We start from the raw sequence: 22,778 nt of genomic DNA on the forward strand, positions 1-22,778 counted from the left end.
CCTTCTTGTTAGTCTAATGATATCAATTGCTTGTCACCTTTTTAATATCATACATTGCAGGAAGTTTCCACCCTAATTTGCGCGATTTTCTTTTTATAATAATAAGTTAGCTTCATGGACAGACACTAATTAGCTCACATTCAGCCGTTTATTAACGTGCTCAGAAAGGAACTTGCTTCCTTTTCTATTTCTAAAACTAAGAATCGCCCAGGAATTCCAGCAACGGGTAAATCGTCGTATTAGACCCGAAATATAAGCGTATTTCATGGAAACCGGTCCGACACGTTCGCCTTGTTTTTCGCTTAACCTGTTTGCTTTGTTGGATTCTCGCGGATCAAACGCGCGGCTAAGGAAGGCTGCTCCTTGTCGTGCCGCCTCCCAGGTCCGTTGTGGAAACCCGGCCGGTCCGGCTAGAGTGAATCCCATCTATGCGCAGAGGAAGAAATGCTTCGGAATAATTGGAGGAGTGGCACCGCGGACTGAATTCCTACGAGCAACCGTTTAAGCCCCGAAAATAGAATCACGCAAGGCAAGCCAGGGGAAGCGGTGGATATGGCCTTCCTTTTCGTTGGCCGGGCCGCGCAACATCCTGTGAAGCAGAGTGTCGGTTACAGGACATTCCGGTTGTTCGATGATGGGCGGTAACTGCTGTGTAACCATCTTGGGCGGACAAATCTCGTGCCAGTCACCTCAGGACCGCAGCAGATTACTATTGAATGGGCGCAAGAATACGACTTCCTCGTCAGATGGGTGGGAACTGCTCCCGTGCCTGGCGGTGGGTCGTTGGGCCAACGATAATACCCCTTTTACTGAAGATGCTGCTCCGACTTGAGGGCCGGAGCCCCTTGAGTTGAAAACGCATGCGGGGCTCGATGTATGGCCGGAACAGTTGCCGCGACCTGAACCCGCGTTCTCGGTATATGACGGCAATTCAAGTTCTTGGAGGTTCCCGGTCCAACCCGGTCCCCATCTGCTCTCACCCCATCCAAAACACCCATTCGCACCACGCATCTTCCGGATGCGGGTCCGGGGGACAAAAGCGGCACTCCACGCGTACTCCGGGGTCCACCACCTGGATCACATTGGCGAAGCAGGCCTCGAAGGTCGGTCTGCAGGGAAATTCGGCCTTGCCCAGTCGGGCTCTCTGTTCCTGGGGAGGGCATTGCCGGCAAGTCCACACCACCCCATTATCGGTCCGCTGGTATTCATAATCGAAGCTCGGGGCCCAGGACATGAGATCAATGGCGCGAAGAACGTTCTCGATCCCTCCGCCCAAACCGAACGACTCCTTGATCCGTTTAGCCTCGATTTTCGAACCGATCCGCCACATGCGCACGTCCAGGTCCATGGCCGCGTCCAGCCCGTATTTGTCTTCCACCCCGCTGAACCACAAGCCGTCCAGGGTCATCCAGTTTCTCGAATACATCTTGATCGCGTCGATGAGTTGTTCTTTGGAAAGCGTCCTTAGATAGGCTATGCCCGGATGATCCATTGCGAAGCTCCATTACTGCTATTCATTCTCAAGGGTTCGGGGAAACGCTCCCGAACCTTTAAAGCACTGCGGGCGGGCCAAACCCCGTCCCTGCGGAACGACCTTTCATCGATGCTTTCGGACAGGACGGGCGCCAGGACAAGCTTAATGTTCATCCAACTCCGCATGCGGAGGTCCGGCGGCATGGTCTCCCCTTCATACAAGAGGCCCTTCGCTTACCATTTAAGAGGGATTCGGAGAGCTTCCTGTTCGAGACCGAAAGGTGGCTTGAATTCATCCGTTCCCACAATTCGTGGTGCACACGTTGGCCGTTATTTTCGAACTCGGGATTTTCTTGTTTGATTCGAGGGGAACCTGGGGGAAACGCGGTGTCGTTCCCCCCAGTACGATGAACGTACGTTTATGCTCTCAACGGAACGCGAACTCGGTTCGCACCCCTTACTTGGTCATCTGCTTCATGAATACGGCCTCCGACTTGCCGGCCATATCCTCCGCCTTTTTCGAAGCCGTGTCGGCGCGCGCAGCCGCCTCTTCAGCCGATGTCTTGGCGTCTCCGGCCGCTTTCAGCGCCATATCCGACCTCTCCATCACCTGTTGAAGCTGTTGCTGCGTAGACCGCAAATCGGCCTCGGCCCTCTGGATCTCCTTCATCGCCATGTCGGACTTCTCCGTGGCCTTGGCCAGTTCTTCCCGAACGGCTTGCATGCCGGCTTCTATTTCTTTGGCCTTTTTCATTTGTTCCGCGGTAGCTACCTGGGATGCGGTAGCCATTCCCAGGGCCGCCTCGGCGGCTTCCCTGTTTTTCTTGAGCTCATCCTGGACCGCCGCCAACTCCGCAGCCGTTTGTTCAGCCGCTTTTAGAGCCTCTTCCGATCTGGCCAGGGCTTGCTGGGCCTGCTCCTGAACCGTGCCCAATTCCGCGGATACGGCATCCGCCTTTTTCGAGTAGTCTGCCGTAGCCGCCTTGGCCTCTTTGGCTTCCTTGAGCGCCTGTTCCGACTGATCGAGCGCCTGTTGGACCTCTCCTTGAACGCCTTTCATTTGTTCCGTTGTAGCGCAGCCCGCAAATGCAAACGCGAGGGCCGCCAACACGATGAAGCACGCTGCAAACCTTCCTTTTTCCCGGAAAACCATGTAAGTACCTCCCATTCTGTTTGATGTATGCCATTCGGGCTCAGAGAGACCGCAATTCTACCTCCTGGTGATCGACATACCACCTCCTTCCCCTACCGTTCCAATCCAAACAGGAACACCTTTTTGTTCCCTCAACGCGCTTTCCACTTTTTCTGCCGATGCGTACTTCCCCGCGCCCGATTTGGCAAGCCGCTCTTGCCCGTACCGGTTCAAATCGGGGATCCTGCCATACACATCGGGATGAACCTCCATAAATATTTCCCGACGAAGGAATCCTACTTTTACCGGTTCATATATAATGCTTACGTGTGCACCCACAAACATTTCGTCATACAATTCACCTATATGCTCCGGATAAAGCCGAATACATCCGTGGCTGACCGCTCGCCCCACAGCCCAGGGAAAATTGGTGCCGTGAATACCGTACCCCGGCAACGACAAAGCCATCCAATAGTCCCCCAAAGGGTTTCTGGGTCCGGGTGGAATCGTTGCCCGTCTGTATTTTTCCCTCAACGATGGAGGAATATGCCACGTTGGGTGGCGTATCTTCTCGGTAACCTTGCACGAACCGGACGGAGTTTCGGTCATGTTCGAACCGATGCCCACGGGGTAGGTTTTTACCCTTCCCTGCTTACTAAAATATCGGTACAGGCGCAGCTCGGCCAAATTGACCACAACGTCCGCGCGTCGGTTCGGCGGCACTATCCATTGAGTCGGTATGGACAGACGAAGCCCCGGTTCGGGAATCCATGGATCCAGTTGCGGATAGAGGTCCCGCATCTCGTTGAAACCCAGGGCGTATTTCCTGGCGATGTCCAGCAGAGTCTCTTTCGGCGCCACGGTATGCACCCACAGACAACCCACTACCGAGCGTTCCGAGCCCAACGTTCCGCCGCGTTTGTGAAAATGATATCGGAATGCTTCGGCGGCCGCTTCCGCCGAATTCCAGGACATCGCGAAGCATGACAAGAGGATGATTGTATGTAGGACAAAGCCTAATCGCTCGAACATGAAAAACCGCATGCACCTATCTCCGAAACCTCGAAGTTCGCCTTTTCCCGGATGTCACCGTAACTAAATGCGACCTGCGGCGGTTTCCTGTTTCACTTATCCGGATACTTCATTTCCACCGGCCCGGAAATGGACACGCGTCCAGGAATGTTCAATTCGAGGAATCCGTGCACGGTATCGAAAAATTCCAAACGAATCGAAGCCCCTCCCATGAGCACATCATTGGAACAATGGATCCCATTGCTGTAGTCCGAGTCCAGGAATGCCAGATATGTATGGTCATACAGCAGCACGACTACGCAGGATCCCGTTTCGTACTTCTGGATGAATAAATTGACCTCGGGCTGGTCGCTTTTCCAGATTCCGGACTGAAATAGGATCGAAGCAGAATTCGACCCTTGAATATAGACCCACGAGTAACCAGAGTCACTGGTCTGGTACAGAAGCACCTCTTTCTCGTATCGTTCGTCCGTGACGACCAGGAGCGTCGCCGGTCCCGAGACCAGACCGCTGAATTCAGTTCCGGACGAATCCTGTATCGATGTTATGGGCTGTTCACGAAGCAGGATCACACCGTCGTATTCACCGTATCTTAACCGGTTCTTGTCCAAAGGAATGGAACCGAACACCGGATCTACATGCACGAACACGCTCCCTCCATCCGTCCAGGCGTAGAAGTCCGCCTCGCTGTTTTCCACACGGATTCGGCTCGGATTCACCCAGTCGGGCGGTTCCGAAGGAAAGGAAGCCCACGCAGGTGCAGTGAGTAGAGCCGTTGCCAATAACAGGGACAGGATCCTTATCATACGTGTTCTCCGGGGCGCCCAGGGTCCAAGCAGCGCCATCCCGAATTCCGGTCGAGTTGGACTGTGTCCCCATGCCCGTCGGCGGCCCCTATTCCACCGGCCGTCTTTACGGTTTCTCGAGCCTTCCTGCACAGGTCGACCCCTCATGGATCGATCCAACACCCCCTACAAACGGAACTTCACCCGGCCCGGATTTCCTCCGAGTTCCAAGGCGTCAATCTCGTAATGTTCGCCCGAGCAATCGGTTTCAACTGTTATTTTACCTACACTTGTCCAAAAATCGAGACGATCTTTAAAAGAAAATGCGGAATCCTCGGGCCGCGGTGTTGCTCCACGCCCGTGCAACAGGATAATCTCTGGTCTTCGACACGTTTTGCCGCCCGTATAATAAGACTTTGGTACATACGGAAGATCCTCTGTTTTCTCCAGACCCTTTCCTATGCTATATGATGTTAATGGTACTCGAACTCATCGAACAGATCAAACGCCAAGCAACAAGTATCCGAGAGTTAACCGCCCACAAAGAACTACCGGTCAAAGCAACGGCATCCTCAATCGATTCGGGCGCGTGGTTGCCGCGCCTAAAAGACAAAAAAACTGTTCTGCCTGGATCTTGGCCCGAAACTTGCTTTCCCTGTGTAAGTAAAATAACAGGCTCGTTCGCCAATGGAGGGAACCATGGTCAAAATTGAGCCGGATCTGATCTATCTTGAAGGGATCCATCAGAAACCAGGCGTTACAGAAAAAACCGGGCAAACATTCCAGGATGTGCTGAATCGTCTGAATAATGCCCCATCCGGAAAGGTAAAATCTTCCCAATCGACAAGAAGCACGGAGAGCATTTTGCCTACAAGGACTTACGATCACCCCGTATTGAATCAGGCCGAAACGCTTCTGCAAACAATGGAGCAATATCAGCAGGATCTGCTGAACCCTGGAAAGAATCTTAGAGAAATAGAACAAACGCTGGCACGGATGCGAGGTCAAGCTCGGACCTTGAAACGCGAAAGCGCTTCCCTGCCGCCGACGTTGAAGGAGCTGACCGACAGGATAACGTTGACGGCGGAAGTGGAAAGACTTAAGTTCAATCGTGGCGACTATCTCGGTTGAAAGGTTTTCTAGTTGTAAGCGATCTATTTTTATAGTGCACGCCTGAAACGCCCTCTGTCCCGTCCTTTCATCGTATCCGAGAGCTGTTCCCTGACAATCCGTGATGCTGAGAGGCATCCGCCTTCCTTCAAGCGAGGGACGGAACCTTCCCATTTCGAAGGCCTTCTTATAGGCCTCTGCTCTCACCTTCCGCTCAGTGGCCGAGATCGATCATTGACAGAAGAATAAGAAAGCATTTATAGATTCCTGGGCGGACAGAAACGAGATCCGTCTGCCGTATCGCCCTTTTCCTGGCATCTCGAGTCAGCCGTGAAGCCGCGCCTGTGCTCGAGGTATTTGAATGCCCCGACGGCTTTCGCCCTTTCCCTCCCGGACGGCGAAGCCAAGGCTTCCTCTTTTCAGCACGTCGCGCCGATGGCGGGTTTTAACTGCAAGAACGGAAAGTCCTTCCCGGCCGCGTGCTCATTTGCCATTCGAGTGTGTGAGCCGTGGATTTGTATTTGCGCATATCACCCGTGTTTCTGGTGCTCGCCTTGGGCATCATAGGAAAGCGACTAGGCTTTATCCCTGATTCGTTCGTTGGACCGGCCAATCGGCTCATCTATTATTTCGCCATTCCCTTCCTGGTCTTTTTGAAGGTTTCCTACGCTCCGTTTCGAGAAGCCTTCAACTTGAACTGCGCCATGTTCGTAGCCGCCTCCTATCTGATTATTCTGGCGTTGGCGCTTGTGTTATCCAGGTTCTTTTCGCCAAGTTCCAAAAACAATAATCCTCTGCGGGCGAGTTTCGTTCAGGCCAGTACCCACGGTAATTTAGGTTATATCGGTATCGCGGTGATTTACTATGCGTTTGGAGACGAAGGCCTGACGGCTTCGGGATTTGCTTTGGCGGTATTGATCCTGATGCAGAACGTCTTCTCGATCCTTGTTCTCATCCACTATGGCGGTAGGGAGCATGCGGGGAAGCATGGGCTTTGGGTTCCATTGAAGTCCGTGTTGCTGAATCCCATCATTATCAGCCTGCTGTTGGGGCTCCTGTTCTCGATCGAGGGATGGACCGTACCCGATTTCTTGCACCGCTCCATGGACATGATCTCCGGCATGGCTTTACCTATGGCGCTGCTCATCATCGGGGCATCGCTGTCGTTCGCCACGTTTTCCAGGACCGCGTTTGAGATGGGGACATGCGCTTTTTTGAAACTGCTGGCGCTGCCCGCCCTGGGTGTTCTCCTTTTTTCCCTGGGAGACGTTCCGTCCGTGACGCGATCTGCAGCCACCGTGCTTTTGGCGGCTCCCACAGCCACCGTAAGCGTTGTGATGTCCGGAGAACTGGGAGGAGATCCTTCCTGGGCCGCCAACACGGTATCCTTTACGACACTACTCTCGGTTGGAACCTATTACGCCTGGATGTGGATTTTGAATCTTTAGTCCATGATAGGGTTGAAAAAAAACGCCAATCGGGGAACAATAAGGGTATGGGAAACGATCTCATCCTGGGATTGACTCGAGCGGTCAAGGAGGAGGTGATTGAAAATTACCTCCTGAACCGTCGCATCATCGATGAAATTTGCCAGGATTTCGAGCATCGGAAAAACCGCGTCAACCGATATCGGGAGCTGGTGGGTAAGCGGTTCCTCAGGATATTCGGGCTGTTGATCGACCCGCACTACATAAAGGAATTCATAAAAATCATCGAAGTGGAGCGAATTCGTCCTTTCGAGTTTTTCGGAAGCGATCTCGACATGAGACAGCTCAGGCTGATCCCTGCCAGCGGCTTTACCTTTCGATCGAGGTATCGGACGCTCCTTAGGGAAGCTTACAATCGATTGGTCAAATGGGTAACGCGGTACAACGAATCTTATGCTGAGCTGTTCGAAGAGTGCAAAGCGGTCAATATCAATATCAAGAATTTCAACCAGGAGTTCGACCTGCTTGCCATCATTCACTTTTTGAAAACTATGGACATTGCGGACTTGGAACGAAAGCAATTTCTGGGGGGGAATTTTACATCCAAGGAACTCCATTCGCTCGAAAAGAAAATGCTGTTCCACCCGATTAATTGGGAATCCTTGCGACTCCCAAAGCCCATCGATCTTCCGGAATATCGAAGAATAAGAAAGCCGTTACAGTCGTTGTCCGATCGGGTTTTCGATGGATATCAGGCAAAGCTTCGAAGTCTCATCAAGTAGTCCGGATTTCCGGCTGCACTGGAATTTGGCATGACACTGCATCCTGTTTCTTTTTCGTTCCGACCGGCATGGTCGAGCTACTTCGTTTTTTATACGGCCGCGGCCTTGTTCATTCTTGGTCCCTCGCTCAACCCGGATTACGCTCCGTATCGTGTCCAGGGCCTGTTCGTCTCGGCGCTCATTCTGGTTTTCGTGGTTTTGCGGCGATCCACGACTCTGTACGCCTGGAAAGAGAATGGATTCACCGTCAACAACGGTATCCCTCGAGGCCGGGATGAAGAAATTCCCTACGGCAACATTTCGGAGGTCGAGCTGAGAAGAGGTCTGACTCAACGCATGCTGGGCATCGGGAACGTGGCTCTGCATCTCAAATCCCCCGAGGGGCGCGTTCGCGTTCTGTACGGCGTTCGCAATCCGGTGCAGTTCAAGGAACGGCTGATTCAGCGTCTGGACAAGTGACTTCTTCTTTAGGGCCAGAAACGGTGGTTGCGGAATTGACAGCCGTTTCAACTCCCAAAAATGAACGTTTGGAGGGGGCCCGGGACTGAAAAAAACCTTGTTAAGGCCTGCCCGTTCCTGATATATAGAATGTTCATTTTTGAACAATCGAATACAAGAACCGAATTTGGGTTAAGGAGGTAGTATCTATGACAGCGTTGTTTGGGGGTATCGTTGCTCTCGTTCTCGGGGTCATCGGAATTATCGTGTTCTGGAAGTTTTTCCTCATGATCCTCGGTGGCGGAATTCCATTGATCCTCATTCTGGGGGGCGCTCTTGCGACCTATCTCGGCCTCGAAGAAGTAAAGGATAAGATGGAGCAAAAGAAAGAGGAAGACGAGGGGTTTACGGCTACATACGGGCAAGAAAATTCAGAAAAATTCAAAGAGGAAAGCAAGAAATACAAAGAGGAAGTCGAGGCGCTGAAGAAAGAAATCAACGACCTGAAAGGTAAGGTCGCCAAAGATTAGTCGATCCCTCTCCACTCAATGGAGTCGTCGGGTCCGAGGCTTGATCCCGGCATCACCGCGGAACGGTTGCCCGAATTCACGGGGTGATTTCAACAAGCTGATCTGTCGTGTATCCGGGATGGCCTCACGAAAGGCTCGTCGGAGTGCGGTCTTGTCTGTATTGTAAGCCGTCCGGCCGCTGGTCTGGGCGGCGTTTTTTTGCACGTACCGTTTCCGGGGACGCGGCCTTTCGCGGATCTCAGTCCGCCGCAGGCTGGCGCCTGCACTTTCTGAACGCCTCTTTCTGACTTAGCAGCGTGATCCTGGGCCTCCCCGTCAAGGGATTGCGATCCAAAAGGACGCGCTTGCCGTAAACCTGAAAGACCGAATCCTCCGTTACCACCTCATCCGGCCGCCCCATCTTGAACACACGACCGTTGGACACCAGAACCATTTTCTCGCAATATTGGGCCGCCAAATTGATATCGTGAGATACGGCAACGATGGTTACGCCCGTGTTCCGGTTCAACTCCCAGATGAAATCAAAGAATTCTATTTGATGCCGGATGTCCAAAAACGCGGTGGGTTCGTCAAATAGAATAATCTGGGGTTCCTGGGCCAGCGCCCGGGCGATAATGACTCTTTGGCGCTCTCCCCCGCTGAGTTCATGAAACTTTCGGTCCGCCAGATGTTCGGTGTCGGTCGAACACATGGAACGCAGAGCCACTTCCATATCGTGTGAACTCTCGAATCCCAGGCGGCTCATGTGGGCGTACCGTCCCATCAACACGATTTCACGAACGGTAAAAGGATATGAGAATGCATATTCCTGGGCCACAACCCCCATACTTCGAGCCAGTTCTTTTCTGGGAAAGGCGCGAATGGGCTTGCGCCTGAACAACACCCGCCCTTTACTGGGCTCGGCCACTCCGTTCAACACCTTGAGCAACGTGGTTTTCCCGGATCCGTTGGGTCCTATGATGCCGAGGAAGTCCCCCTCCTCCACTTGGATGGATACATCGTCGAGGACCGTTTTCGAGCCGTAGGCAAAAGCCACGCCTTCGGTTTCTAAGAGGATCCCCATCCGGCTCCCTTTCGGTTCAGGATGAGAATAAAGAACGGAGCCCCCAAAAACGCGGTTATGACCCCTAAAGGCAGCTCTGTCGGTGCGATCAACACGCGCGCGCCCGCGTCCGCCGCGATCAGGAAGGAAGCACCAAAAAGCCCCGCGGCCGGCAGCAACATCCGATGGTCGGATCCCAGCACCATTCGCATCAGATGCGGGACGATCAGACCGACAAAACCGATGACCCCGCTGACCGAAACCACGAATCCGGTGATGAGCGACACCGTTACAAAAAGGATGATCTTGGTCCGCTCGACGGCCAGTCCCAAATGGTGCGCAGCCTCCTCGCCCGCAGCCAGCAGGTTCAAATTCTTAGCGTAGCTGAAAAGGAAAACCCCTCCTAACCCCACGATGGGAGCCACCGCCGCCACGTGGAAGTATCGGCTGCGTCCGAGATCTCCGTACAGCCAAAACAGAAGCGAATGCAGTTTCTCCTCGGAGGTTGTGGATATGAAGAACAGAATGATCGAATAAAAAAAGGCGTTCAGAATCACGCCTGAGAGCAGTAACGAAGTGGTGTTCACAGGTCCGCGACCATGGGCGATTCCAAGTATCAATAGAATGGTGAGCAAAGCCGCCACAAACGCGCAAGCGGAAACCGCTCCAATAAACTGGAAACCAAATACTATGGCCGCGATGGCTCCCAGAGCCGAACCGCTGGAAACGCCCAGAATGAACGGTTCGGCCAGCGGATTTCTGAGAAGCGTCTGGAAGACCACCCCACACTGGGCGAGACCTATTCCCACGCAACCGGCCAGCAGAACCCGAGGTAATCGGATGTCCAGAACGATGGTTCGCTTCACCGAATGCTCGGCGGAACCAAGAAGAATCTGCCAGAGATCCTGAAAACGTATGGTCACGGCTCCACTGACAAGCGCAATGAAGGTCACCAGGATCAAGAATAACAGCAATACTCCCGAAACGATTAGGATATTACGGGGTCGAGCCGCAATCAATTGGGATCTCCGGGTGGATAATCTTAAACATGGCTTCGAGGCCGTCCAGGATACGAGGAGCGGCTCGAGCGATGAGGTCCGACTGAACCACGTACAGCCGATGGTCCCGGACGGCCGGCAATGCCGGAAACCGCTTCCAGCGATCCAGTTCCGTCGCCAATCGAGCCTCCTCCTGCATGGTGCTGATAATAATGATCTCGGGCTGCCTTAAGAGCACGGTCTCGAGGCTGTAACGGGGATACCGGACGGACTCCTCCGCCGACAGGTTTCTTCCGCCGGCCAGTTCGATGAGTTGGCTCTGAAGCGTGTCGCCATTTACAGTGACCAGGGGGTTCTGCTCGATTTGCAGCAACACGAGGGGCCGGTCCAGGCCCTCTGTCAAATGGCGGATGCAATCCAGGCGCTTCCTCAGTTTGGCCACAAGAAGTCCGGCTCTTTCGGCGCGATCCGTGATCTCCCCGATTTTTTCGATCGAAACCAACATGGCTGGAATGGTCTTGGGATCCACCAAATATACGGGAATGTGCAGATCCCGGATCCTGTCGAGATCATGCAGAGGGTTCCCGTCCGCCACGCCCACGACCAGGTCCGGATCCAGATTCAGGACCGCTTCCACGCTGATGTTCTTGTAGGAACCTACTCTTGGCAGACGCGCCGTCTCCGGTGGAAAATCACTGAAGTCCGTCACACCGACGATTCGATCTCCAAGTTCCAGTGAAAACAGGATTTCGGTGACACTTGGAGCCAACGCCACAATACGTTGCGGTGCAGCCGGCAGTTCAATCTGAAACCCTTTCACGTCCGTCCAGCCGGCACCGTATGCCTGTTGCCCCAGGGAGAACGACATGGCGAGAATGATCACCCGTAGACCGTGTCGTCTCTGTTTGCGCTTCGCACTCGCCAAAATGATGGTTCCACCTCCGGGAGACGTTCCGGAAATCACCTATATTGAATAATTGATTCCCTTTCAACCATTAGCCGCGGATTCCCACGCCGATCATCGCGCGCTATAGGGCGTAGCATCGATCCCTTATTCGGTCGCGACGGCACTTGGCCATATCCCGATAGGTTTTGAGTCGATTGGCTAGATCGGAAAGAAAGGGAGAAAGGTCGCTCGGTCGGCAGAATCAACGGTGAGATCCCCAACGAGCAGGATCCGCCGCCCGATCACTACTGAAATCCGGCCGAGGAGGAGGATGGATGCAGCTCACCGAACTCGGGGTCGCGCACTCATTTCATCAATCCGCTGTTCCCGCTCTGCAGATGCTCTTGAGGAGAAAAACGCTCTTCCAGTAGGAGGAAGCAACAGAGATGATACCTGTTCCCGCAACCCCTGGACTCCTCGTCGAACTCAAACCAGATGCAGTCGTCGCAGACCTCTGGATCCCCTTCGCCGCGGATACGTAAAGCGCCCGGAAAAACCTGTTCCATTCAATGTCCAATTCCTTGCGTCGAACGCAGGACAGGGAACGCACCCTCCGCGCATTGACGCAACCTCTCTCTAAAATATTTTGGCGCTTTGGTCTTTAAGACATTTAGGAATGTGACAATTTGTTTATATAATCATAACAAATACGTCAAGAAAAATCTATTCCCTCGGGATCTTTGTCCCGTAATCGTGGAAGAACTGTTGAAAGTCCCGTGATGGTGTTCCGTGGGAAGGGGTTTCGAAAATGGACACCTCATTCGGCTGCGGCGCACTAACGACAAATCCACGGCCTCATGGCCGCGGATGTATTCCGTGAGAGGCTTGCACCTTCCGAACCGTCAGTCCTTTCGGCTCTCTTCTTTGACTTCTTTGGCCTCGTCTTCCTGTTTTTCAGGAGTTACATCGATCTCCGAGGGTTCTTTTGTAGCTTTACGGAAGTTCTTGATTCCTTTGCCGATACCGCTTCCGATTTCCGGCAGCTTACCTGCGCCGAAAATGATCAGAATGATGACCAGAATGATGATCAATTCCGGCATTCCTATGCCAAACATATCTGTTCGCCTCCACCGGCTTACTGCTCAAGTTCCGTTAGCAGCCGCCGAAACTCCTTGGAATTTCGATACTTCGACATGGCTTTCTGGTACTTCAGCCACATCTCCCACAACGTGACCCATTCATCGTTGTGATAATACTGTCTTTCAGCCGGTTCGCCTCGCCTCACTTTCTGGAAGATTTCCCAGTCCAAAGCGCACGCCTCGCAAAAGGAAAACTCTTCGTGCGGAACCATGCAGGCATGGGCATGGACCTCCAACTGCGTTCCGCACTTGGCGCACTTGGAAGGACAAGCGCTGCAGAGGAAAATACGTCTCGCAGCTTCGAGCTTTTCTTTCGTCCCTTCCTGACGCTGCTGTTCCCTCTTGTTGGATAGGTCGATGATCTCGCCCATAATTTCCTCGTCAATGCTAAATTTCGTTGAAACAAAGCTGCAGTGCTAAAATTCTATCATCCTGACATTCAATACGTCAAGGAACACGCCGGAGAGCCCTATTCATCCCCGTTCAAGGCAAAAATACTACGCGTGAGGTCGATATCGCTTTCCCGATTGGCCTCGTGCTTCCGCCCCCGTTTCAGAAACTGCACCGGATTGTGCAACAACTTTTTCACTATGGCGGAACTCATCGAATCAATAGCCGAAATCTGCTGCGAAGATAACGGCCCCAGCCGCGGCATCGTCTTATCCAGTTCCGCTTTCCGGATTCGTTCCGCCCACTCGATGAGGTGTTTGATCGTGGGCACTACATCGAGGGTATCCAACCATTTCTCGAATTTGATCGTCTCCTCCTTGACGATGCGCTCCCCTTTCAACGCCTCCTGTTGCCGCTCGAGAACGTTTTCATCGACCACATTCCGCAATTCATCGATATCGTATACGTACATATTCGGCATCTCGTTAATACGCGGATCGATGTCTCGGGGTACGGCTATGTCGATAAAAAACAGGGGCCGGTTCCTCCTCTTACGCATGAGGCCTTGAACGTCCCTGTGCGTGAGAACGTAGTCTCTGGATGCGGTGGAAGAAATCACAATATCCACGGACGCCAGGAGCGTGACGATCTCCTCCATCGTGACGGCCGAGCCCCTGAATTCGGAAGCCAAGTCCAGAGCCCGTTGCAGCGTCCTATTGGCCACGACGATTTCTTTAATCCCGTTTCTCCAGAGGTGCCGTAAAGCCAATTCCGCCATCTCGCCCGCCCCGATCAGCAAGACCTTCTTGGCCGTGAGATCGCCGAAAATCTTTCTGGCCAGCTCCACGGCGGCGTAACTGACGCTCACGGCGCTACTTCCGATGCCGGTTTCCGATCGGACCCTTTTGGCCACAAAAAAGGCCCTGTGCAAGAGCCGGTTGAGAACGACTCCCGTGCAATGGTGTTGCACCGAAAACCGGTAAGCTTCCTTTAACTGGCCCAGAATTTGGGGCTCGCCCAATACCATTGAATCGAGGCTCGATGAAACCCGAAACAGATGACGGACGGCTTCATGCCCTTCGAGCGCGTACAGATAGTCGCCCCAGTTCTCCATACCGAGGTCACCGTCTCCCGTAAGCAGGGAAACGGCCTCCTGAACCGTCTCTTTCGGCTCCAACGAGACGATCAGAGTCTCCACCCGGTTGCAGGTAGAAAGAAACAAGCACTCCAAAACCGAAGACAATGCGGAAAGCTTCCGCAAGAACTCCTCCGCTCCCAGCCGGTCCGAAGCGATCTTTTCCCGGATTTCCACCGGAGCTGACTGGTGATTCATTCCCACCAATACGATGTTCACCGGGAGACCTCCGGCAGGGCGTACGTATGGTAGCCCTTCATCCACGTTCCGACCACCAGAAACGTGAATAACAAGATCAGGAAGGCTACAATGGACATGATGGCCGCGCGTCGGCCTTGCCATCCCACGGTCAGCCTTTGGTGCAGAAGGGCCGCGTACATGAACCAGGTGATCAGCGACCAGACCTCCATGGGGTCCCACCGCCAGTAGGAACCCAGGCTGATCTGAGCATAAATGGACCCCGTTATCATGCCCAGGCTCAGGAGAGGAAAACCGATGACGAGACATCCGTAGTTAAGCGCATCCAGTCGATCCAGGGGGGGGAGACGCCTGAAAAAGAACCCTAGTTTCTTCTTCTTAATGGTGTGTTCCTGCAAGAGATACATGACACTGACCACGAACGCCACTGCAAAGATCCCGTTCCCGAGAAACACTGTAATCACGTGAGCCGGAAGCCAGACACTTTTATATGTGGGTTTGTACGGGAGGGTACCCAGTGGAAACAGGGAAGAACTGATCATCAGGACTACGGCCAGAGGCGCTACGAAAGAGCCTAGAACCCGTAGGTTGAATTTCGATTGCAGCAAAAAGTAACACCCCACGATGGCCCAGGCAAAAAAAGACAATGATTGCTGGAAATTCACAATCGGGAAATGCCCTGACTCGAGGTATTGCAGGATGAAGTAGACGGACTGAGACGCGAAACCGAAAGCGAGGGAGACTAGACCCAACAGGCTCAGTTGCTTCCGTTGTATAAAAATATACAACAGGTACAGGATGGCGCCCGCCAGATACGCGCACAAACAGACCCAAAAAAGAAGTTCACTCATCCGATGTGTTCCTTTGTCCGATAACCACCCCCAGATCGTCGAGTGTAACCGGTTCATCTAACACTGAACAAACCGCTTTCTCGATGCGCTCATGGTTTCCGTCCGTAATCCAATTCAGAATGGGGGAATCAATCAAGTCGCCTATCTTCTTCCTCGCCTCCTCTGAAAAACGACCCTGTTTCTTCAAACGGGACCTCAAGGCGCCCAGCAAGTCTACGAGGGGGCCGTAGGCGGGCGAAAGCTCTTTTTCAAATCGCTTCCGCAACTTTCCGGAAAGAGCGGGGCTTTTCCCTTCCGTAGATATGGCAACGACCAGGTCCCCTTTCCGCACTACCGCAGGCGCCACAAAGCTCGATAGTTCCGGGCTGTCCACCACGTTGCACAGCACGTTTCTCGCCTTCGCCGCCTCCGATACGGTCCGATTCACATCAGCGTCATCCGTGGCAGCTATAATCAAAAACGCGTCTTCCAGATCCGTATCGTGAAAGTGTCGGTCTCGGTACTCTAATTTCTTCTCCTGAATAAGCGTTTCCAAGTCCGGTGAAACCTCGGGACTGACCAGAATGACCCGGGCGCCGCATTGCAGTAGCTTCCTGACTTTACGTGCTCCAACGGCCCCTCCCCCGACCACCAGACACATGCGGTCGTGAATGTCCAAGTTGGCGCAGTAGTATCGCATCCGGAGATCCTGTTGCAGATTACACCCACAACGTTAAACGCGGGACCATGTATCGGGATCGGCTACCGACCCGGAGAAAGCTCTTGCGTCTCGATATCAGCCGCAAGGGCCCTGGAAGGGAGTTCATTCTTTTTGCAAATCTCATGAGAAACGCACCGAATGGATCATCCGGACAAGGAATGCTCGTACTTTCCCCACAGAAGCTTCGAACACTCAAAGCACGCCGGGGGCCGTTGTTGTCGGACTCCCCGAGATCCGACCCTCGGATTGTTTTTCTCTTGAGTCTTTAACAACTATTTTGCACCATTACAAGCGCTTGATCCCGAACCACCACGGGCGGTATCTGCGAATGGGCTCCATCTGAATTCTTGAACCAACCCCCACGAATGTTTGAAGGAAACCCTAATGGCTGAGAAAGCACTCGTTGCCGTAATCATGGCGGGTGGGTCCGGTACGCGTTTCTGGCCTCTGAGCACCGCGGATCGGCCGAAGCAGTTTATCACCTTTTTTGGAGACCGAACACTATTGCAGCACAGTTACGATCGTCTTATGGGAACGGCGGCTCCGGATCGCATCCTGGTTCTGACCAACCAGGCCTACGCGCAGTTCCCCAGCGGAACATCATCGGCGAGCCGATGATGCGTGACACGGCCGCCGCAGTGACCCTCGGAGCGGTCATCTGCCGGAGGCTTTTCGGCAACCCGGTAATGGCCGTGCTCACCGCGGACCATTTCATTTCTCCCGTTCGTCGATTCCAGCAGGTGATGGAGTCCGCCGCCGGATGCGCAAAACGGACTGGGGCGTTGTATACCATTGGGATCACAACGGGACGCGCGGCTACCGGTTACGGCTACCTCGAAACCGGAAAGCGTCTGGAACCGGACGGAGATGTCCAACACTTTCAACTCGTGCGCTTCAAAGAAAAGCCGGAGCCGACTACGGCGGAGCAATACCATGCAGACGAACGTTTCTATTGGAATAGCGGCATGTTTGTGTGGACGGTAGATTCCATACTCTCGGAGGTCCAGGCTCACCTCCCGATCCACTCGGAACGGTTATTTCCCTTGGGAAGGAAATTCGGGACTTCGGAGTGGACGGAAGCACTTCAAGAAGCTTTCAGCGCCTTGCCCCGAATCTCCATCGATTTTGGCGTCATGGAAAAAACGAAGAACATCCGTATGGTAAAGGGCGACTTCGACTGGGACGACGTAGGAAGCTGGAGCGCCCTCGATCGATTTCTGGCCCCCGACTCGCACGGAAATCGAGCCAGGGGCGTGCTGCATGCATCAGCCTCTGAGAATACCCTGGTTTTCTGCGAGGACCCCTCTGAAACCGTGGCTGTTTTAGGTGTTCGCGACCTGGTCGTAGTCCGATCCGGGAAACGCACGCTGGTTATGAATCGTTCTCAGGCTGAAGCTCTGAAACAGCTCGTCACTCGAATGCTCGATCCAACATGAATCGGATCCGCTGGATGTGATTAGCGATTTGGCGAAGTCGTTCCTCCCAACGTATCCAGTTGTACTTCCGGTAGGGTGTTGCCCGCCGGTCCGCCCTCAAGACCGGCGCCTCCCGGATCGTACTTTCTCGGATTTCCCCCCATCTTGGACCTAGGCATCGAACTCTTTTTGTAATCCGAAGTACCAAAACAGCGGCAGCCTGATTTAATTACAGAAGCGTAATCCTGATTTCTTCCATGTCACAGGACAGCCTTTCCGAAATGGTCGGATATTCATGGATATCCGGCCTTCATGCTCTCTCTGGCTCCTTGTCCGGGGCCTGGCCGACGTTTTGCATTCCTGTCTGGGAAAACCGATGATAGGAGTTCAAAACTGTAATGAGATTGTTTCGATTCTTTTGTATCCAAGTTTTCTTTCTGGCTCAATTACTGGTTATCTCACTCGCCCTTGCCACTGACGCCACGCTGAGCGAACTCACCATTCAAACGGCTATCGAGGATCGGGGTTTTTCCTGGACGGCCCGTGAAAACAACGTTACCCCGACTTACGAACCGGAACTCGAAGTAATCACCGTATTGAACGGTTCTTCTGCTCGCTTAGACGATGGTGCGGGCCTTTGGAACCCCCGATCACCCGTTTCGCCACTCCCCGATTCGCTGGATTGGAGAAACGTTCGAGATCAAAACTGGGTTGAATCCGGATCAGAGCCGGACCCGCAGGACAGCGGCCACCTTACCACGACTCTTCGGAACATCGGGGATCTTGCCTGCATCGCACAAGGGGATCCTTCGCGGATCCTAAACCTGACGGCGGGTTCCCTCGAGCCGGCAAGCAGCTTTTCCCAGCTATCTCTGACTGAAATTCAAGACTACCTCGTGCTGTTTGGAGCTTCCACGAATGGCCACGAACCCACGTATCTGCTGGATTCCTGGGAGTGGGTCACTAGGGAAGAAACCGACGTAGAGACCATCAAGCAAGCTGTTCTCAAAGGCCCGGTACTCACCACGATGAGACTTTTCGAGGACTTTCTGTTCTACGCCGGGGGCGTGTACGAGTCTCTCGGCTTAAACTACATAGGGCTTATTTTGGTGCGCATCATAGGGTGGGAGAACGCCACAGAAAGCTGGATCGTTCAGAACACCTGGGGCGAAGATTGGGGTGAAGACGGATGCGCTCGTGTCTATTGGGATGACCCCATTTCCAGAATCGGGAGGTTCAGCATTATTCATCACCTGTCTACAACAGAGAATTTCACCTCTGGATTGGAAACGCCCTTCACGGGCGGGGACGTCGAAAGTGAGCCGCGCGTCGTAGGAACCAAGCGCCCGATCACCTTTCTGGAAAAGAAGGACGGGGGAGCGGCCGCCTCCGTGGGTCATGCAGAGTACATTCGGAGCTTGAACGAAAGCCCCGTCACCATCCCAAGTACTTCCGTGATCCTCGAGTGGGACCCCTCCGCGAACGCGTCCTGGTACCAATTGGAATTGAACACGGATCCTAACTGGGGTGAGGCCACACGAGTGTTTTACGGCAACATCGGACCCGATCCGACTAAATCGTTCCAGGGACTCGAGGAACACGTGAGGTATTACTGGAGAGTCTGGGCTGGAAACGAAGCGGAGTCGAGCGAGCCTGCCGTTGGACCCAGTTTTTTACTCGAAGCTGCCACATCCGTCCCATCCATGGCTACGATCACCAACGTTGTGTCTGGAACTTACCGACAACTGGGAAAAGGCAAAAATCGGGTCAGTACCTTTGTGACAACCGATACCCTGAAAGCCGGCGAGACATTCGTCTTGAAGCTCTATGTTAGTGAAAAGACCACCGGATCGCCTGTCTCCAACGCAATCCTGGATATGTCAATTCAGGGTCCTTCAACCGCCCTGAAGTTATCCATGTCAAGTGATGTGAACGGGTTGGCGACGTTTACCTGGAAGACGTCCGCGCCCAACAAAAAAGGGCTGAACGGGACGACACCGGGGGCGTATTCGGCTACGGTAAAAAATGTACAGTCCCCCGACTATGTCTGGGATGGAGGAATCGTCAACGTGATGTTCTCCGTGCAGTAACAGGGGGCGGTTTCACCGCCGGGTGAAACCGCCGCCGGGAATACACACGGGCGAATGCCGTCAGACACGTGTTTCAGATAACGATCTTGGTGTCTGCTTGTTCCGCTGAGGGGGAAGTGTCCGTCATTCACCGATCCGAATTGACTTCATTCCTTCATACACGGCTCCTCCCGGAAGCAGATCGCTCCTGTAGAGGATGAGTTCGTCCAAGGTAAAGTGGGGTTGAGCGTCCAGCTTCAAATCGTCCAAAAATGCTGAAATATTGGGGGGCTTATTGGATTGTCTCATTCTTCCTAACGTCAAGTGGGCCTGAAACCGCCGTTTCTCCGGATCGAATCCCAGGGGAATGAGCCCCTGCTCCAAGTGTTGCTGCATCGTGTACAGCGGGACGAGATCCCCCTCGAGACCCGCCCAGACCACTCGGGGATTGCGCGAACTAGGGAAAGCGCCCACACCCTCTAAATACACATCAAGGGGCCGTTGTCCTTCACAGACTCGGTTCATAACCTCAAAAATCGGGGGGATGCTCTCTTTTTGTATGTTGCCCAGAAACTTCAAGGTGAGGTGGATGCCCTGCGGGCGAACATATCGAAGATCCACTCCGTTTTTTTTCAGTTTTTCCTGGATGCTCACCAGAATATCGCGCATTTCCGTCGGAATTTTAAAGGCAATGAAAGAACGGATCACCGTTGAGATACCTCCAAACCCGATAAAGGGCCGTTTCGGAAGTCACAAGTTTAATTTGCTCTCGGTTTCCGAAAAAACGAAAATGTTCCGACAAGGCGCCCTTGTGCGTCGCCAGGCCAATGTACACAGTGCCCACGGGCTTTTCTTCGGACCCGCCGCCGGGACCGGCTATACCGGTCGAAGATAGCCCCACATCCGTTCCGGCCACCCTTCGCACCCCTCGGGCCATGGCCTGGGCGCACTCCGCGCTCACGGCGCCGTGTCTCTCCAGTAAAGCGGGGTCGATACCTAAAAGCTCCATCTTCGCCCGATTACTGTACACTACCACACCTCGTTCAAAGTAGTCCGAACTTCCCGGCACGGACGTGATACGGTGCCCGATCAGCCCGCCGGTACACGACTCCGCCAGGGCTATGGCGAGGCCTTTGCTCCGCAGCAGGTCTCCCACAGCCGTCTCCAAACGGGTTTTATCCGTTCCGAATACGTAAGGATCCAGTCGCCTCCTAATCTCCGCCTCTATCCTATCCAGACGCGACTGGGCCTCCTCCTCGCTGACACCCGCAGCGGAGAAGCTTACATGGACCTCAGGGAAGTTCGGATAATACCCTATGGAGGTAGTGGGATACAGGTCTTTCAGTCCCTTGAGCGCCTGTTCCACCGAAGCCTCGTCCGTTCCAAACAGTCTGATCACCCTTTGAACCACATGTGAAAGCCCGGAAACCGCTTTTAGAAGAACCGGTATTACGTGCCGATCCAACAGACGGCGTGTTTCAGAGGGTACACCGGGAAGAAAAAAGAGGGTGGAATTCGCTTCCTGAATCACATAGCCGCAGGCTCGGGGGTGGGGATCCACGAGTCGAGCGCCTCGGGGCAGCAAGGCCAGCTTCTCCAGCGCGGGATTCCATCCCAGATCCCGATCCTCCACAAACCTCCGAATGAGACTGAACAATCGCTCGTCCCGTTCGAGAGGGCGGTTGAATGCATCGGCCACGCACTGCGTGGTGATGTCATCGGAGGTAGGTCCCAGTCCTCCCGCCACGATGACGAAAGGGGAACGTTTCGCAGCTTCGGAAACAGCGGATCGAATATGCTCGAACACGTCGCCTACGGTGATGACGCCTCTGATCCGAAAACCGGCTGAAGACAGACGCTTACAGGCGTATCGGGCGTTCTCGTCCTGCACGGCTCCGGAAACGATCTCGTTTCCAACGATGACAATATCGATCTGGTTGAGCGAATCAATGCAGGTAATCATCTTTTCGCCTCAATTTGAGCTGCTCCGGCGAAACACAGGCTGAAGCAACTCAGGCGTCCGAGTTTCGTTTCGCCGTCGCCGTGACTTCCGCATACACATCAATAACCGGAATGCCCAGTTGCCTCGCCAAGGCTGCACAGGACTCGTATTCGGGATAATGTCGAACTTTTCCGTCCGGCATTTCCACCGTCTTGACGACAACCGAACCCAACTCGGTTTCCAGAACACCTGCTTTTCGGGGCAACGTCTCACGTTGAACCCGATAATACCGGACACCGATGGTGGTGGTTTCATTAAACAACACACGCACCAGTCGATCTCGTTTTTCCATCGGCGCCAAAACATGAACCATCAGACCCGGCCGGCATTTCTTCATTTGAACGGGCAGAAAACCCACGTCAAGAGCCCCCTCGTTCAAGAGGCGCTCCATGAGATAGCCCGCCCATTCCGGGGTCAGGTCGTCAATGTTGGTTTCGATGGCTACGACCGCTTCAGGGCGAGTATTCCCGGTACCCAGAACAGCCCTGAGCACATTGGGTCGATCCGGCCATTCCCGCTTTCCGGCACCGTATCCGATGCGGGAAACCTTCATTTCCGGTAACGGGCCGAATTCCAGACAAACGACAGAAATGACGGCGGCGCCGGTGGGCGTGACCGTTTCTCCCTCGAGTTCCACGCCGTAGACCGGCACGCCTTTCAGTATTTCCAGGGCGGCCGGTGCGGGAAGGGGGATAACCCCGTGCGCGCAGGAGATACTTCCTCTTCCAAGGGGAAGGGGTGAACAGTAGGCCTTTTCGACCCCGAGAATATCCAGCGCCAGCATGATCCCGACGATATCCACAATGGAATCCACCGCGCCCACTTCGTGGAAGTGTACGGCTTCCACTGGTAAACCATGGATTCTGGATTCAGCCTCGGCGACCTTTCTGAACGCCTCGAGGGAGCGGCTCCGGACCCTCGAAGGAAGATCACTGCCTTCGATCATGCGGGTGATGTCCCCGAGACCGCGGTGGCTGTGACCGGCTTCGTGTAAAACTTCAAACCGCTGACCGCCGATTCCCATCCGGTCCGTGGTGGTCTGCTTCAAAGTATAGCGTCCGATTCCAAGGCCGGACAAAGCTGATTCAATCCGGCGCAAGTCCAGCCCAAGATCCAGCAAGGAAGCCAGAATCATGTCCCCACTCAATCCGGCCGGGGCATCAAAATAAAGAATCGTGTTTCCCATAAGACCAAGACATTCTTGAGATTCGGCGAGCGTGATCGGCCCATCCTTTACACCGGGG

The 22,778-nt window shown here is 53.9% G+C and carries 23 protein-coding genes; 8 read left to right on the forward strand and 15 right to left on the reverse strand.

Annotated elements, in window-relative coordinates:
* Positions 1-976: 976 nt before the first annotated feature.
* The 4 genes from HY788_11430 to HY788_11445 all read right to left on the reverse strand — a co-directional run bounded on the left by HY788_11430 (position 977) and on the right by HY788_11445 (position 4,443).
* Entirely contained in the window at positions 977-1,492 is a 516-nt protein-coding gene (locus HY788_11430) for a hypothetical protein (protein MBI4774770.1), read from the reverse strand.
* A 438-nt stretch (positions 1,493-1,930) separates the two neighbouring features.
* Complete coding sequence (locus HY788_11435) at positions 1,931-2,626, reverse strand: hypothetical protein (GenBank protein MBI4774771.1); 696 nt, start codon at positions 2,624-2,626, stop codon at positions 1,931-1,933.
* A 57-nt stretch (positions 2,627-2,683) separates the two neighbouring features.
* On the reverse strand, positions 2,684-3,649 hold the full coding sequence (locus tag HY788_11440; protein MBI4774772.1) for a L,D-transpeptidase family protein: 966 nt from the start codon (positions 3,647-3,649) through the stop codon (positions 2,684-2,686).
* Positions 3,650-3,729: 80 nt separating this feature from the next.
* Positions 3,730-4,443: a hypothetical protein gene (locus HY788_11445; protein ID MBI4774773.1), complete on the reverse strand. Its 714-nt coding sequence runs from the start codon at positions 4,441-4,443 to the stop codon at positions 3,730-3,732.
* A 678-nt stretch (positions 4,444-5,121) separates the two neighbouring features.
* On the opposite strand from HY788_11445, the gene HY788_11450 reads away from it, so the two are divergent.
* The 5 genes from HY788_11450 (at position 5,122) to HY788_11470 (ending at position 8,709) form a co-directional block, all read left to right on the forward strand.
* Positions 5,122-5,553: a hypothetical protein gene (locus HY788_11450; protein ID MBI4774774.1), complete on the forward strand. Its 432-nt coding sequence runs from the start codon at positions 5,122-5,124 to the stop codon at positions 5,551-5,553.
* A gap of 500 nt (positions 5,554-6,053) precedes the next feature.
* Positions 6,054-6,980 (forward strand): AEC family transporter, encoded by a 927-nt coding sequence (locus HY788_11455; protein ID MBI4774775.1) that lies wholly within the window; start codon positions 6,054-6,056, stop codon positions 6,978-6,980.
* A gap of 47 nt (positions 6,981-7,027) precedes the next feature.
* The gene (locus HY788_11460) at positions 7,028-7,741 is read left to right on the forward strand and encodes a hypothetical protein (GenBank protein ID MBI4774776.1); all 714 of its coding nucleotides are present in this window, start codon (positions 7,028-7,030) and stop codon (positions 7,739-7,741) included.
* A gap of 30 nt (positions 7,742-7,771) precedes the next feature.
* Positions 7,772-8,200, forward strand: coding sequence for a PH domain-containing protein (locus HY788_11465; protein ID MBI4774777.1), 429 nt, complete (start codon positions 7,772-7,774; stop codon positions 8,198-8,200).
* A gap of 188 nt (positions 8,201-8,388) precedes the next feature.
* Entirely contained in the window at positions 8,389-8,709 is a 321-nt protein-coding gene (locus tag HY788_11470) for a hypothetical protein (GenBank protein ID MBI4774778.1), read from the forward strand.
* Between the two features lie 238 nt (positions 8,710-8,947).
* Here HY788_11470 and HY788_11475 read toward each other — a convergent pair whose 3' ends face one another.
* The 8 genes from HY788_11475 to HY788_11510 form a co-directional block, all read right to left on the reverse strand.
* On the reverse strand, positions 8,948-9,772 hold the full coding sequence (locus tag HY788_11475; protein ID MBI4774779.1) for an ABC transporter ATP-binding protein: 825 nt from the start codon (positions 9,770-9,772) through the stop codon (positions 8,948-8,950).
* Positions 9,757-10,713 (reverse strand): iron ABC transporter permease, encoded by a 957-nt coding sequence (locus HY788_11480; GenBank protein ID MBI4774780.1) that lies wholly within the window; start codon positions 10,711-10,713, stop codon positions 9,757-9,759. The genes HY788_11475 and HY788_11480 overlap by 16 nt, the downstream gene beginning before the upstream one ends.
* A gap of 34 nt (positions 10,714-10,747) precedes the next feature.
* The gene (locus HY788_11485) at positions 10,748-11,674 is read right to left on the reverse strand and encodes a cobalamin-binding protein (protein MBI4774781.1); all 927 of its coding nucleotides are present in this window, start codon (positions 11,672-11,674) and stop codon (positions 10,748-10,750) included.
* 326 nt (positions 11,675-12,000) lie between these two features.
* Complete coding sequence (locus HY788_11490) at positions 12,001-12,201, reverse strand: hypothetical protein (protein MBI4774782.1); 201 nt, start codon at positions 12,199-12,201, stop codon at positions 12,001-12,003.
* 336 nt (positions 12,202-12,537) lie between these two features.
* Entirely contained in the window at positions 12,538-12,750 is a 213-nt protein-coding gene (locus HY788_11495) for a twin-arginine translocase TatA/TatE family subunit (protein MBI4774783.1), read from the reverse strand.
* Positions 12,751-12,770: 20 nt separating this feature from the next.
* Positions 12,771-13,145: a hypothetical protein gene (locus tag HY788_11500; GenBank protein MBI4774784.1), complete on the reverse strand. Its 375-nt coding sequence runs from the start codon at positions 13,143-13,145 to the stop codon at positions 12,771-12,773.
* A gap of 98 nt (positions 13,146-13,243) precedes the next feature.
* Positions 13,244-14,641 carry a glutamyl-tRNA reductase gene (locus HY788_11505; GenBank protein ID MBI4774785.1) on the reverse strand — a complete coding sequence of 466 codons (1,398 nt, stop codon included), beginning with the start codon at positions 14,639-14,641 and terminating at the stop codon, positions 13,244-13,246.
* A gap of 699 nt (positions 14,642-15,340) precedes the next feature.
* A complete protein-coding gene (locus HY788_11510) occupies positions 15,341-16,027 on the reverse strand; it encodes a bifunctional precorrin-2 dehydrogenase/sirohydrochlorin ferrochelatase (protein MBI4774786.1) in 687 nt (228 codons plus the stop codon).
* Positions 16,028-16,432: 405 nt separating this feature from the next.
* Here HY788_11510 and HY788_11515 point away from each other — a divergent pair, with 405 nt between their 5' ends.
* The 3 genes from HY788_11515 to HY788_11525 all read left to right on the forward strand — a co-directional run bounded on the left by HY788_11515 (position 16,433) and on the right by HY788_11525 (position 19,553).
* Entirely contained in the window at positions 16,433-16,666 is a 234-nt protein-coding gene (locus HY788_11515; protein MBI4774787.1) for an NTP transferase domain-containing protein, read from the forward strand.
* Positions 16,663-17,484 (forward strand): mannose-1-phosphate guanylyltransferase, encoded by an 822-nt coding sequence (locus tag HY788_11520; GenBank protein MBI4774788.1) that lies wholly within the window; start codon positions 16,663-16,665, stop codon positions 17,482-17,484. Before HY788_11515 ends, HY788_11520 begins: the two co-directional genes overlap by 4 nt.
* A 377-nt stretch (positions 17,485-17,861) precedes the next feature.
* Complete coding sequence (locus HY788_11525) at positions 17,862-19,553, forward strand: hypothetical protein (GenBank protein ID MBI4774789.1); 1,692 nt, start codon at positions 17,862-17,864, stop codon at positions 19,551-19,553.
* A gap of 123 nt (positions 19,554-19,676) precedes the next feature.
* Here the strand turns inward: HY788_11525 and thpR are convergent, their stop codons facing one another.
* From thpR to larC, 3 genes are read right to left on the reverse strand one after another with little or no spacing between them, the layout of a single operon-like run.
* Positions 19,677-20,240, reverse strand: coding sequence for an RNA 2',3'-cyclic phosphodiesterase (thpR, locus tag HY788_11530; GenBank protein ID MBI4774790.1), 564 nt, complete (start codon positions 20,238-20,240; stop codon positions 19,677-19,679).
* Positions 20,215-21,495, reverse strand: a complete 1,281-nt coding sequence (locus HY788_11535) for a competence/damage-inducible protein A (protein MBI4774791.1) — start codon at positions 21,493-21,495, stop codon at positions 20,215-20,217. The genes thpR and HY788_11535 overlap by 26 nt, the downstream gene beginning before the upstream one ends.
* Positions 21,496-21,544: 49 nt before the next feature.
* A complete protein-coding gene (gene larC / locus HY788_11540) occupies positions 21,545-22,720 on the reverse strand; it encodes a nickel pincer cofactor biosynthesis protein LarC (GenBank protein MBI4774792.1) in 1,176 nt (391 codons plus the stop codon).
* Positions 22,721-22,778 lie beyond the last annotated feature (58 nt).

The organism is Deltaproteobacteria bacterium, from assembly GCA_016208165.1.
GTDB lineage: Bacteria > Desulfobacterota > Desulfarculia > JACQYL01 > JACQYL01 > JACQYL01.

Excerpts from the sequence above, each read along its gene's own strand:
- HY788_11430 (MBI4774770.1), bottom strand. The coding sequence starts at position 1,492 with ATGGATCATCCGGGCATAGCCTATCTAAGGACGCTTTCCAAAGAACAA.
- HY788_11435 (MBI4774771.1), bottom strand. The coding sequence starts at position 2,626 with ATGGTTTTCCGGGAAAAAGGAAGGTTTGCAGCGTGCTTCATCGTGTTG.
- HY788_11440 (MBI4774772.1), bottom strand. The coding sequence starts at position 3,649 with ATGCGGTTTTTCATGTTCGAGCGATTAGGCTTTGTCCTACATACAATC.
- HY788_11445 (MBI4774773.1), bottom strand. The coding sequence starts at position 4,443 with ATGATAAGGATCCTGTCCCTGTTATTGGCAACGGCTCTACTCACTGCA.
- HY788_11450 (MBI4774774.1), top strand. The coding sequence starts at position 5,122 with ATGGTCAAAATTGAGCCGGATCTGATCTATCTTGAAGGGATCCATCAG.
- HY788_11460 (MBI4774776.1), top strand. The coding sequence starts at position 7,028 with ATGGGAAACGATCTCATCCTGGGATTGACTCGAGCGGTCAAGGAGGAG.
- HY788_11465 (MBI4774777.1), top strand. The coding sequence starts at position 7,772 with ATGACACTGCATCCTGTTTCTTTTTCGTTCCGACCGGCATGGTCGAGC.
- HY788_11470 (MBI4774778.1), top strand. The coding sequence starts at position 8,389 with ATGACAGCGTTGTTTGGGGGTATCGTTGCTCTCGTTCTCGGGGTCATC.
- HY788_11475 (MBI4774779.1), bottom strand. The coding sequence starts at position 9,772 with ATGGGGATCCTCTTAGAAACCGAAGGCGTGGCTTTTGCCTACGGCTCG.
- HY788_11490 (MBI4774782.1), bottom strand. The coding sequence starts at position 12,201 with ATGGAACAGGTTTTTCCGGGCGCTTTACGTATCCGCGGCGAAGGGGAT.
- HY788_11495 (MBI4774783.1), bottom strand. The coding sequence starts at position 12,750 with ATGTTTGGCATAGGAATGCCGGAATTGATCATCATTCTGGTCATCATT.
- HY788_11500 (MBI4774784.1), bottom strand. The coding sequence starts at position 13,145 with ATGGGCGAGATCATCGACCTATCCAACAAGAGGGAACAGCAGCGTCAG.
- HY788_11505 (MBI4774785.1), bottom strand. The coding sequence starts at position 14,641 with ATGGCAAGGCCGACGCGCGGCCATCATGTCCATTGTAGCCTTCCTGAT.
- HY788_11510 (MBI4774786.1), bottom strand. The coding sequence starts at position 16,027 with ATGCGATACTACTGCGCCAACTTGGACATTCACGACCGCATGTGTCTG.
- HY788_11515 (MBI4774787.1), top strand. The coding sequence starts at position 16,433 with ATGGCTGAGAAAGCACTCGTTGCCGTAATCATGGCGGGTGGGTCCGGT.
- HY788_11520 (MBI4774788.1), top strand. The coding sequence starts at position 16,663 with ATGATGCGTGACACGGCCGCCGCAGTGACCCTCGGAGCGGTCATCTGC.
- HY788_11525 (MBI4774789.1), top strand. The coding sequence starts at position 17,862 with ATGAGATTGTTTCGATTCTTTTGTATCCAAGTTTTCTTTCTGGCTCAA.
- HY788_11535 (MBI4774791.1), bottom strand. The coding sequence starts at position 21,495 with ATGATTACCTGCATTGATTCGCTCAACCAGATCGATATTGTCATCGTT.
- larC (MBI4774792.1), bottom strand. The coding sequence starts at position 22,720 with ATGGGAAACACGATTCTTTATTTTGATGCCCCGGCCGGATTGAGTGGG.